Origin of the sequence: Advenella sp., from assembly GCF_052108595.1 — a bacterium.
Taxonomy (GTDB): Bacteria; Pseudomonadota; Gammaproteobacteria; order Burkholderiales; family Burkholderiaceae_B; genus Advenella.
Window position 1 is genome coordinate 1 of sequence record NZ_JBQEAU010000025.1, and the last position, 11,707, is coordinate 11,707.

The 11,707-nt window shown below is 50.6% G+C and carries 13 protein-coding genes; 4 read left to right on the forward strand and 9 right to left on the reverse strand.

The window, feature by feature from the left end; all coding sequences use genetic code 11:
- Positions 1–758 (forward strand): BRO-N domain-containing protein (locus ACTIKR_RS06490; protein ID WP_442327406.1); only part of this gene is annotated, 758 nt, incomplete at its 5' end.
- 146 nt (positions 759–904) lie between these two features.
- Entirely contained in the window at positions 905–1,165 is a 261-nt protein-coding gene (locus ACTIKR_RS06495; RefSeq protein ID WP_442327407.1) for a hypothetical protein, read from the forward strand.
- 430 nt (positions 1,166–1,595) lie between these two features.
- On the opposite strand, the gene ACTIKR_RS06500 is transcribed toward ACTIKR_RS06495, so the two are convergent.
- The 3 genes from ACTIKR_RS06500 to ACTIKR_RS06510 all read right to left on the reverse strand — a co-directional run bounded on the left by ACTIKR_RS06500 (position 1,596) and on the right by ACTIKR_RS06510 (position 4,063).
- On the reverse strand, positions 1,596–1,943 hold the full coding sequence (locus ACTIKR_RS06500) for a single-stranded DNA-binding protein (RefSeq protein ID WP_193089070.1): 348 nt from the start codon (positions 1,941–1,943) through the stop codon (positions 1,596–1,598).
- Positions 1,944–2,386: 443 nt separating this feature from the next.
- Entirely contained in the window at positions 2,387–2,929 is a 543-nt protein-coding gene (locus ACTIKR_RS06505) for an isochorismatase family protein (RefSeq protein WP_193089069.1), read from the reverse strand.
- A gap of 264 nt (positions 2,930–3,193) precedes the next feature.
- Entirely contained in the window at positions 3,194–4,063 is an 870-nt protein-coding gene (locus ACTIKR_RS06510; RefSeq protein WP_442327408.1) for a penicillin-binding transpeptidase domain-containing protein, read from the reverse strand.
- A 121-nt stretch (positions 4,064–4,184) separates the two neighbouring features.
- Here ACTIKR_RS06510 and ACTIKR_RS06515 point away from each other — a divergent pair, with 121 nt between their 5' ends.
- Positions 4,185–5,783 (forward strand): hypothetical protein, encoded by a 1,599-nt coding sequence (locus tag ACTIKR_RS06515; RefSeq protein ID WP_442327409.1) that lies wholly within the window; start codon positions 4,185–4,187, stop codon positions 5,781–5,783.
- A 136-nt stretch (positions 5,784–5,919) separates the two neighbouring features.
- Here the strand turns inward: ACTIKR_RS06515 and ACTIKR_RS06520 are convergent, their stop codons facing one another.
- The 6 genes from ACTIKR_RS06520 to ACTIKR_RS06545 form a co-directional block, all read right to left on the reverse strand.
- The gene (locus ACTIKR_RS06520) at positions 5,920–6,600 is read right to left on the reverse strand and encodes a metallophosphoesterase (RefSeq protein WP_442327410.1); all 681 of its coding nucleotides are present in this window, start codon (positions 6,598–6,600) and stop codon (positions 5,920–5,922) included.
- Between the two features lie 80 nt (positions 6,601–6,680).
- Complete coding sequence (locus ACTIKR_RS06525; protein WP_442327411.1) at positions 6,681–6,932, reverse strand: hypothetical protein; 252 nt, start codon at positions 6,930–6,932, stop codon at positions 6,681–6,683.
- 181 nt (positions 6,933–7,113) lie between these two features.
- On the reverse strand, positions 7,114–7,548 hold the full coding sequence (locus tag ACTIKR_RS06530; protein WP_442327412.1) for a hypothetical protein: 435 nt from the start codon (positions 7,546–7,548) through the stop codon (positions 7,114–7,116).
- A gap of 200 nt (positions 7,549–7,748) precedes the next feature.
- Positions 7,749–8,258: a GNAT family N-acetyltransferase gene (locus ACTIKR_RS06535; protein WP_226816965.1), complete on the reverse strand. Its 510-nt coding sequence runs from the start codon at positions 8,256–8,258 to the stop codon at positions 7,749–7,751.
- Positions 8,259–8,519: 261 nt separating this feature from the next.
- Complete coding sequence (locus tag ACTIKR_RS06540) at positions 8,520–9,800, reverse strand: aminotransferase class V-fold PLP-dependent enzyme (RefSeq protein ID WP_442327413.1); 1,281 nt, start codon at positions 9,798–9,800, stop codon at positions 8,520–8,522.
- Between the two features lie 274 nt (positions 9,801–10,074).
- Positions 10,075–11,043, reverse strand: a complete 969-nt coding sequence (locus ACTIKR_RS06545) for a LysR substrate-binding domain-containing protein (RefSeq protein ID WP_442327414.1) — start codon at positions 11,041–11,043, stop codon at positions 10,075–10,077.
- 99 nt (positions 11,044–11,142) lie between these two features.
- Between ACTIKR_RS06545 and ACTIKR_RS06550 the strand changes: the two genes are divergently transcribed.
- On the forward strand, positions 11,143–11,707 hold a 565-nt coding region (locus ACTIKR_RS06550; protein ID WP_442327415.1), incomplete at its 3' end, for a Bug family tripartite tricarboxylate transporter substrate binding protein.

The following is an 11,707-nucleotide window of genomic DNA, read 5'->3' on the forward strand; positions in this document are numbered from 1 at the left end:
AGATCATTCCATTTCAAACCCCTGAATTTTCAATCCGTGCAGTAGAAATTGACGGAGAACCATGGTTTGTCGGCAAAGACGTAGCCGAAGCATTGGGCTACGTAAATGCGTCCGATGCAATATCGAAACATTGCAAGGGGGTCGCGAAACGCTACCCCCTTCCTACAGCTGGCGGAAAACAAGAAATCCGCATCATCAACGAACCGGACCTGTTCCGGCTTGTAGTCAACAGCCAGCTTCCTTCGGCAGACAAGTTCGAGCGCTGGGTCTTCGAGGAAGTATTGCCTACCATCCGCAAGACCGGTGGATACCAGGTCAGGGCCGAGCCTAGAAAACAAACAACCGAGGCTTTAAAACTCACGCCTCTGGCGATTCGAGCTGCGCGTGCTTTCGGCTTGGATAAAAATGCTGCCGCTATTAGTGCCAACCAGCTTGTGCGCAAATTGACAGGAGTGAACCTTCTGGAAGATTTTGGCAGCACGCATTTGGTCGCTGAAAACCAAGAGGCTTTGTTTTATACACCCACCGAACTTGGCAAGATGCTACCAGGCGAGCCATCGGCGCGAAAAGTAAATTTGCTGTTGGCGGAAGCTGGGTTACAGGCTAAGCAGGGAGAACATTGGAAACCCCTCGAGGCTGGCCAGGACTTTAGCCGACTCTACGACACCGGCAGAAGGCATGGCAACGGTGCGCCCGTATTGCAAATTAAATGGTCTGATACTGTTTTGCCGCTATTGCGAAAAGAGGAAGTGGCCTGATAACCCAGCCTAGTTAACCCCCTTTCGGAAGGCGGAGGATATCTACTCTGCCCGCCTTCCTACTAAACCACGTCCGGCGATGGCAACCAGCCAGGAGTAGCCGAAGCTTAACCAAACGGTAAAACAACTGAAATGGGAAATTTCCAATGAACGTAATCAAAGAGTCTGCATCAACGGAAACGATCAAAGTTGACAAATCTGAGTTTGATAGAATGTTGATTCGTGCCGGTGAAATAGGTGCACAGAAAATGCTTGAAAAAATTGCTGTATTTCACCTCACTGATGCTGCAAAGCTGCTCGGTGTCAGCTATGCTACGCTTCATAAGCGGATCGCAGCTGGTAAAATAAAAACAGTTGATGGTAGGATTACCGGTGCAGAAATCACGAGATATCTGAATTTGGAGTGATCCGACTTAATTTCTACTAACAGCAGCCCGGTAACCCGCATAAATGCTAGCATCTTGGTGCCTATTATCGGCACCATTTAAAATCAAAGACTTACGTCAATCATTGCTGGTTGGCGTTTTTGTTTTGTGATGTCATGAAGCCGCTATGCAAGCTTTTAAAATCAAAGCGACGGGCTTTATACAGAAGGCGGCATCAGATAAGTACAAAAGTTTCGTAGTGAGTCATCACCAGCAAACACCATCGTGTTTTCTTAGCGTGAGTCAATACTCTTGTTAGTCACTTCTCGGTTTTTAGCCGGTTTTTAACCCAAAGCCAGCACTCACGTATCAGCATATCCACCCTCTCAGGGCAAATCTATACGGATAGGCGTTTAAAGCCAGACTGTGCCATCCTGCTCTTGTATTTCTTTCAGCGTTCAGCGTTCAGCGTTCAGCGTTCAGTATCATTTTCGTCCTCATTCACCGCTTGGCGCTTGCGCTTCACTTGGTAGGGTGTAAGCACAATATGGCAAACGACGTCCAGCGTCGGGCGGGTGTCGCCAGCCTTGTCCATCCATACCTTCGGTGTTAGCGACCCCGATACGGCCACGCTGTCACCATCATCTAACGCCAGTAGTGTGGCCTGGGCTTTATCCTCAAAGGCGATGACACTGCACAGCAGGGTTTCGCCATTCCCTGCTGCCGCCTTCACTTTGGCGGTGGTATAGGTATCGCCCGTTTTACCGGTGCCCTGTTTGGCGCTGCCGTACAGTCTGCCTGCTATTAACCCATCAATCATTATTCACCTCGTTTTGTTGAAAATCCCTGCATCGGTGCAACGTGAATACGGCTGCCCCACCAATAAGAGCGATACGCTGGCCGCACCTGCCCGCATGATAGCGCTGGCACTCGGCGCAGCTACGACGGTCATCCCGTTGACTATCTCGCACAATCAGATACCACGCCAGCTCCTGCGCCTCGCCCCATATCACCCCTTGCTTTGAAAAGCTAACACCCTGCTGCCCTCCTGTTTTGCTGGGCTTTCGGGGCTATTCATTGCTGTTATTGTCGCTGTTTCTACTATTTTTTCCTGTGGTTCCTGCTTTTGCAGTCGCAACAATAGCAGGAATAGCAGTCTCAGGATACTTGGGACAGTTTCGGTGCCGAATATACTTTTATTGTCGGAGCGGCAATGTCATTATTGGCGTTGATTCTTGTACTTAGAAAAAAAAAATGTACGACCTATGGACTGACCTGCAGCTCCGAACTCGCAATGACCGAAGCAAAGTCCGCATCCAATAAAGCAAGTGTCACATTGTGAATCTGTGCTGCTCCAAGCTGATATTGGTCAAGTTCGAAGCTAATCACGGCGTCTTTCACAACTGTCATCTTAAGCCCCAAATCTGATCCCGCTCTAACGCTCGAATTGATACAGAAGCCCACAACCGCACCAATGACGACGAGCTCCGATATCCTGGCTGTTTGCAAATAGGCGAACAGTTCAGTTGAACTGAAAGCGGATGATGTGCTTTTGATGAATACCGGTTCTTCTGCTAATGCCTGAAACGATGCCAGTGGCAAAGACGATGGGGAGCTCTCGTGAAAAAGCGATCCTTGCTCTGCCGATTGATGGCGAACGTGCACAATTGGCTTTCCGGCCTGCCTGAACTGCTCAAGTACGCGTTGCATGTTTTCGATGCAGTTTTCGGGGTAATACTCAATACCCTGCTCAATGCGGTCCGCAACGAAATGCTGCATATCAATGATAAGTAAAGCTTGTCGCACCTGCTTTTTCCCTTTCGAAAACAAATCCGGTTAATACCGTTATAAATCGTCGTCTTTATTCTGCCTTACAATCTGCACATTGACGCCATCGCAGCAGACCAGCCATATTAACTGCAAATGACGACACTTGCACTGCACAACCTAATATTTCCTATACCACGCGCTGGGTGCCCTGCAAAACACCATATAGAAAAATGCTGTCTGCTACGACATCTTGCCGGTCCGGCCCGCCAAGTGCGTGCCGGATTTTTCCACGCCAGACGATCAGATCAGTCCAAGCTCCTTGAGTACCGATTTGGTCACCTCCAGGCGCAATTGTGCACCCACCGTTTTTGTGATGTCCATATTCATGGCATAGATATAGGTGTTATTGGCGGTCTCCACATAACCCACCAACCACCCCAGCGCAACGTCTTTTGCATCGCCAAAACCGACCATGCCGGTTTTGCCGCTTAAGGTCCAAGACGGTGTTTTTTCCAGTACGATCGCCTGTTTTACGATATTGGTATTCCGCCGGGCAACCCCGAGCTGCTGAAAATAAAAATGCTGCAAAAATGAAATCTGCTCAAGTGCAGATATTTTCAGTTTACCTTTCAGCCAGAACTGGTCTATTGCACCAGAAATATCGCGATTGCCATAACGGAACTGGTCCACGTATTGCTGCATACGTTGCGGGTTGATACGTCGAGCCAGTTCCTGGTAATACCAGACGACAGAGTTAGATAGCGCGCTGTTAAGAGTCTGGTCTTTCGCCCAGGCAGCCGGCCACCAAGCCTGGCGCGGATTACGTTTCTGATTCCAGTCTAGACTGAAATCTGCTCCACTGGCTACGCCCGTCTCAAGCGCAATCAGCGTATTCGGTATCTTGTACGTGGATGCTGGCAAATATGGGCGATTGGCGCGAGCGGAATTATGACAGATCACTTCTCCCGTTTTTGTGTTCAGTAGTGCGATCGTGCCTTGCACCGCGGCTTTCTCAAACACAGCAGCAACCTTGGGGCTGTCGATGCAATGGGTGTTTGCGTAAGCTGATGTGCAGGCCAAAACCAGTACGACCACGCTCGTACTAATCGCTCGGAAGATAGGCGAATGCTTCATAGAAAAAATCCTTGAGTGTGAAGTTGGTAGAGTCAATCCAATGCCGGATCAGGCCAGACGAATGGTAAGTTCATGATTCAAGTGGGTAAAATGGCTTATCGTAACGATCGTAACTCCTCTATCCCTGTGCTACCATGACATCTTGGATTCTGCCTATATGTCTGCATCGACACTCAACATTGAATTGACTCCAGCACTCAGGATCAACGGTAAGCTGGCACGGTACCAATCGCTCTGGCTGCTTTTGCGTGTCTATTACGCTGGACATACCGATCATCCGGATCTGCCGGCCTACGAGATCCGGTCCCGCTTTCCAGGTAAAACCAATGGACGCATGATCATCTCACGCGCGTTTGAAGATTTTCGTGATTGGGGTGTTGATGTGGGCTGGGGATGGGACAGATCCATACCAACCGGTTTGCTCAATACCCGAAACCGCAGTCGCGGGCCTTTTTGGCTCGACAAAAAAAGCACACGCAGGATAAAGATCACTGCAGGTGGAAAAAAAGCCAGTCTTGATTCGCTTGCTAGGTTTCTCGGAATCAATAAACCGGGTCAGCAACCATCCAGCCCGCTCGCGTATGCGATGCAGGACGTGGGTTACTGGAACAATCTGACACAGGCAATGCGCCTTGCCAAGGACGGCTTTACCGGCACAAATGCTTCTGGCATGGCCGAACACTTTCAAACGGCTCGACTGGCGGCACATGATCGTTTCCAGTCGGCATTAGCTATCCTCAAGGAAAGCCTGGCCTTGCGTAAGCAGGGGCAGATTCAACGCAGTTGGGAGGCACTCGATAGCCTGTCGCCCTTTCTGGCCAATGACACAGAGGATGATCATGAGTCGATGGCGGCTTTTGCGGCTATGGCGGGCATCGCCAGGGCATGGAATCTGTATATGACAGAAGGAACCCGGGCAGCGCATGTAGAAATCAACCGGCTCCACGCAGATGGCCGCTCTCGACTGGTTGTTCGTTACAACCCGCGCGTACGCTTTGAGTATCTGAATCTGAAAGCGCTTATTTTCAGAGCAATCGCCCTGGAGGTCGTCGATGCGCCGATGGCTGAACGCAGGCATGCAGCTGGCCAGTCAATTACCCATTTTTCCCGTGCATTGCGAGCCGCATATGAAGCCGATTCGATCGAAGCGGCGCAGGACGTAGCAGCCAACATCGGTTTGAGTCTTTGGCTATTATGGAAGAACGCTTTGCTGGACGCTCCCTCGGACACCGCAGAGACGACCGTCCAGATGCAGTCCTTGCGCTGGATATGTCTGTCGGAATGGATCTGCGATCGATTCGGGGTTGGTGGTGGCTCGATATGGAATACGATATTTCTGCTTAGGATTGTACGCGGGGCTTGTTCAGTGAGGCAGTCGCCCACGCTTGAGCAGTTGCGCCGATCACCACCCCTGAGCGTGGCGCAGGTGGTAGCGGGAACCAAACCATTTCATGCAGCATTTTCTGCCGCCAAGGGTTATACCGACTGGTCCAGTGTCATCCGTTTTACATTGGAGGAACACGATAGCGGCCTGCTCAGATACGAAACTTTGCAACTGGCCAATTTACTATTAGAGGCCATCTGGTTCTATACTTTTGAAAACGGGCTGGGCCAGCCTGCAATGACGGCAAGCGAGAGACTGGCCGTGTTGCTGCAAGACTTGTCTACGCCCAAGCGCCGGTTTTTCAGGGATAGTATCAGGACCCTTCCAGATATCGTGCAATCTGTTTTTGAGGAAGCACTGCAGGACCCATAAGTGTCAGGATCCGATCTTGCCTGGCCCGTTCATCCGACCGCTCGAGCCCCATGCCAGCCATCAGTACGATTGGATTTTGCTTGCCTCGATGCTTGCATAACGACAGCCACAGTGCTCCGCTGACCACACGTCGCAGTCACAACAGCCCTGGCTTGCTGATGTCCAACAAGGTGAAATGCCCGTTGTACCCACCCGGCAGCCACCCGCCTGTATCAATATGATGGACATTGCCAAGTGTCAAAATCGTTGGATGGCAATTGTGACCGACGATGACATGATCAATGCCATTCACCGGTGTCACGTCTTTGCGTTCAAATCGATCGCGTGCCCACATTGCGCGCTGGCGGTGTGCCTTGGACTCAAAATAGTTTTCGAGATCGTTCCAGTGTCGACACGGCACATCTGCATGAACGATGCCAATTCGCCCATTCGCCGTGACTACCTCTATGGCCATGGGCAGAAGCTCCAGCTTGGCAACCAGCATCTCCCGATCATTCGCCTCTTTCTCAATGAACCAGCTTCCGCCGTTAAGCCGGTAATTTTCGTCATCCATCCGACCAATGCGATGATAGCGAATCGCATAATCGTCATGATTGCCACAAACGGCATAAAACCAGCTGGTGTTGATCAGATTGATCACCTGTTCATTTTCAGTGCCACGATCGACCAGATCACCTACCGAAAAAAGCCGGTCTTTGCCAGCATCGAACGTTAATGCTTTTAACGCCTGCATCAGCTTTGTATAGTGGCCATGGATATCGCCGACAACGAAATCCCGGCCGGCACAGTTCAAATCGAATTTGTGTACGTATGCCATTTACCTTGCTCCGTAACACTCGCCATCAGGACTCATGCTGAGGCTGGCCTGTTCACACAGGAAGAAAGCGAGTCAATGTTCTATTTTTTATTGTTTTTGTGGTTTCTGATCGCGTACCAACAGGGAATTGCAATCATGACCAGCGCGCTAAGAATTGCAAAAGCAATTTCTGTCCCTTCGGTATCGGACGGGGAAAAGTAAAAAAGAGAAGCACATACGGCAGCCGCGCTGAACGCGAACACCGAAGCAACGATCTGGCGCACGTAAAGCGGTTCCCTCTCTTTTCCTGATGGCGCAAAAAAGAATGCCACGACTGTGGCAGCCACCATCAATATCCCAATCAGCTGGGCCCACAAATCCATGGCAATCCCCGTCTTCGTTCAACACATGATCATTATACGGTGCCCGGCCCGGACATGCAGCACCGCAGCGGCTGTTGATACACCCTGGCGCTATGCGGTTTCAATAGCGGCAACAGCGTATAGTCCAATCCTCTTGCCAAAATCCATTACCCTATTTAACGCGCGTCAGTACACCAGAATCTTCATTGATGTCCAATGGCCTGTCCAGCACTTTCAATTTACCTTCATTCACCGCTTGCAGCGTGTTCCTGGACCTGATGCCGAATAACCAATCGTCTTCATTCTTCTTGTCGACGCTAAGGCGCAACAGCGTATGCAATCCTGATTTTTCCATGGTCCAGTTACCGTGAAGCGATTTTCCCACTGCCCCTCCGCTAAGCACAAACCGCCCCTTGGCATCCAGCTTAAGCTCAATATCGTCACCTGAAAACGTGCCAGCAAGGAACGTTTCTTCCGATTTAGCGATAGGACCCGGATCAGTGCCGGCAGCAGCCGAAGGCGTAACGAGCGTATTCGCATTAACGATGGACCCGAATATGCCAAGGCATACCAGGATGACTGTCCTGGTTAAATTGGTTATCTTCACGTTTTTTCTCTCCAGATATGTTACGAACGGACCCTATTGCATTTGAAAATACATACATCTGCGTATTGATACTTCAGCTTTTTTTCCTATCTGTCCATGCTATTGTGCGCCCTGCCTTGCATCATATGGTGCACGATAGTAGTGAGGCCACAAAAGACACTGTAACATTCGAGACCGTAACAGTAATGGCTGTGAACCAGCTATTGAGTAGCTTCAAAAGCCTCATGAAAAGACACCCGGCCAAACGGTATCTCTGCGGCAAAAGCCAACACCTGAAAATACCTGGCTGGTGCGTCTGCGTACACCAAAGACGAATTGGCCTTAAAGCCAAAACGGCTGTAGAAAGCCGGGCTTCCTAACACCACACAGCCGCGTGCACCCAGGCCTTGCAATTGTGCAAGCCCCGAACGGATTAACTGAGTACCGATACCCTGCCCCTGCCACTGAGGAAGCACGCTGACGGGACCCAAACCATACCAGCCCTGCTCACCCGAAGAGATATTGACTGGTGACAAAGCAATGTGGCCCACTATTGTGCCTTCATAAAGTGCCACCAAAGATATCTCCAGCTGGTTGGTTCGCCTTAAGCCATTGACAATAAACTGTTCCGTATGGCTGGCGAACTGCTCTGGCTCAAATGCAGTTTGGGTTACCCATGCAATAGCATCGATATCGTCCGGTTGTTCGTTACGAATGGTAATATTCAACATGGTTTTGCCGGGAGAGTGAGCTGACCGCGCCGGAATATAAAGAGCAAACCATAGCCGATAGCACGGCAAGATGCAACTCGTAAAAAATGAACGAAAACCGCCGAGAGCTGGTGCGCTTTACGCGTACGCCAGCCGCTCGGTCAAGGGGCATGGCATCGATCATCTCCCACATATTACGGAGCATGCGATCCAGCACACATGGACTTAACGGCTCAACACAAATGTGTTTATTAACTTACCGTTGTTTTATTTAAACTGCTTTTATTTACCCAGTTTGTTCATGGCAACAATAAACTTGTCCATGTCACTATCACGAGTGAAAAGTGCAGGCGACACGCGAATAGCGTCACCGTTATGAATACCGCCACGGCGCACGGTTAGAATACCGTATTGGTCCTTCAATATTTTTACCAGGCCATCATTCTGTTGCTTGTCGCGCGCATTGCCATACCGAAAGGAGGTAATGCCTGCATGCAGGTCAGCATCATCGGGCGTCAATATATTGACCGATTTATTACTCCTGAGCGCATCGACCCAGTAGTCTCGCAAATAGGTCAGCCTTTGCTGCTTGGCCTTCGCCGATATTTTCTGGTGCAAATCCAGCGCAACGGGAACGGTGAGCAAGGCGGCAAAGTTGGTTGTACCAGTGTGTACCCGAGAGCGGATATCATCCGACTCATAATCTTCGTCCGCATAATCCGGATCAATATCCATCAGGCGATTTTTTGAAATATACATAAAGCCCACGCCTACGGGCGCTGATATCCATTTGTGAAGATTAAAACCCACGAAGTCTGTGCTTAAATTTTTCACATTGAAATCTATCTGCCCCCATGAATGTGCCGCATCCACAATGACGTCCACACCCCGGGCACGGGCCATCTGAGCGATTTCGGCCACAGGAATGACCAGTCCCGTCCGATGAGAAAGATGCGTCAATAAAAGCAGCTTTAACTTAGGTGTGCTTAAAATTTTTTCGTAGGTGTCAAGAATGTTCTGTCGGGTAGCAGGTTCTGGGATATTGAATGTCTTTACCTGCGCCCCGCGCCGTTGCTGTAGCCAATTCATTGCATACTGCATTGAGTCGTAATCAAGATCGCTATAGGCAACCACATCGCCCGGCTGCAGCGCACTATAGCCAGTGATCAATTTTTGCAGTGCTTCTGTTGCGCCTCGTGTCAGTGCAATTTCCGAGACGTCTGCGCCGACGGCGCGTGCAACCTGCTCGCGCACTTTTTCCAGGGCTCCACTGAATTGGGTACGTGCATAAATGGTGTTATTGGTATTGATAAAATCGGTGCTCTCTTTGTAAGCCGAAAGTACCGGTTGCGGCATTGCCCCCCAGTATCCATTCTCCAAGTTCGTTATTTCGCGGTTAACTACATAGAGTTCCTGTATATGCTTCCATGCGGCATCTGACGCAGAAAGTGGAGCGGAGATGGTGCCTGTACTGTTGCGTGCCTGCGAGATACTCGGGACCCACGAAAGTGCCGTACTGGCCAGAGAGCCCAAAACCATCTGGCGCCGGGAAATATTTAACATGATGTTTGCTTTACTCAATTAAAAAATAAAGCGATCATCATAAGAACAATCTATTGCTCCCTCATGACAGCGCAATGGTCAGTTGTGTATCCAGACCTTTCAGATGGCATAGCTATGCAAGGAGCCAAAAAAACTTTCCGCACAGGCCAGGCAACGCCCTGCCTGCTAACGAGCGGCGATCGCTGCAGCCCGGGTACACCGCGCATGCCGTCAACACGGCTTAATCTAGCTGACTATGTCGATCAATACAGGTGCTATCGCACATTCAATAGCATCACAATGCCACGTTGAAGCGGCTTTCAGCCGTCCTTAATGGATCCGCTTGCCGGCGAAGTTCGGCAAGAAAATCGCCGAGCACCGGATGCGAGTCGCGTTCACGATATACAGCGCCCACCGGGCCGAAGCCGGCAGTCAATGGCAAAGCATGCACCAACCCCAAACGATGCAAATGCGCTCCCAACGAAGCCGAACACACTGCGACATAATCGGTCTGCCTCAGAACCGTTTCAATGGTGATAATGGACGCGGTTTCCAGGCGTGGGCGCACACCCGCCCCGCCATTTTCCAGCAACACGGTGTCCAGCCGGTTTCGCATAAGCGTATTTTTTTCCGGCATGATCCAGGGATACGGCACCAGATCCGACCACAGCGGCTTCGCTTTTTGACGTACGGCATGCTGCAAGCCGACAATCGCCACAATACGGTCTTCGAACAGCACTTCGTGGGTCAGACCTGCCGCATAGGCTCTTGCGTCTATGGAGCCGACAACAATATCGAGTTCCCGTGCCTCCAGCCGCTCAAGCAACAGCGAAAAAGCACCCTCGGTCATATGAATGGCCATTTGTGGAACCTGCATCTGAAAGGTACAGATTGAGTTGGGAATCAGATGAGCCAGCCCCGCCGTGACGCTGCCAACATGAAGACTGGCTGGCGCACCCTGAGCCAATAATTCCAGTTCATCCTGGGTTCTGGCAATATCTCCTAGCAGCCGGGTCGCCAGACGCAGCAAAACGTCACCTTCTGGCGTAAACCTGATCCGGCGGCCACGTACAACCAGCCTGACCCCAAGCAATGTCTCAAGCTCGTTCAGCCAGTGAGACATTGCCGATTGGGTCATATGTAATGCACGAGCAGCCTCGGACAATGTACCGGCATTTCTGAGAATAAGAAAATATTCCAGATGCCGAACCTTGAGGCGGCGCGCCCAGGAAATACTATTTGCACTTAATGTATGAGCATTCACTCATGTACCGTCCATAAAATTTCATAGAAATATCCTGCATTTGCACACTAGCACCTATATACAATATGCGGAACTACAAAATATTGATAAGGCATAAACATGAGAGTTTACTCCAGTCTACACAAACTGATCCCCACCGCACTGCTGCTGGCCTGCCTGGGACAGGCAAACGCCGCAGACGAATTTCCCCAGCGTGCAATAAAAATTATCGTTTCGCAACAAGCTGGCGGCGGCACAGACAGCCTTGCTCGCATGTGGGCAGAAAGCGTCGGAAAAACGCTCAACGTACCCGTTGTCGTAGAGAACAAGCCCGGCGCGGGTGGCGTAATCGCAGCCAAGGCTGTCTTGTCCCAGCCAGCCAATGGCTATACGCTATTTATGGCCGGCGTTTCCCAGATGGTGCTCAATAAATTTGTCTATCAGCCCTTGTCCTATTCTCCTGAAGAGGACTTCGCCGGCATTGGCATGCTCACAACCGTGCCTTTTGTACTGGTGGCCAGCCCGCAATCTGGTATCAACAGCTACGACGATTTACAGAAAGCAGCCAAATCCGATCCTGAAAAAATCACTTTTGCGTCCTCTGGCAATGGCAACTCTACACACCTGGTTGTGGAAATGCTGATGAAACAGGCGGGTGTTAAAATGCTGCATGTCCCTTCTCGCG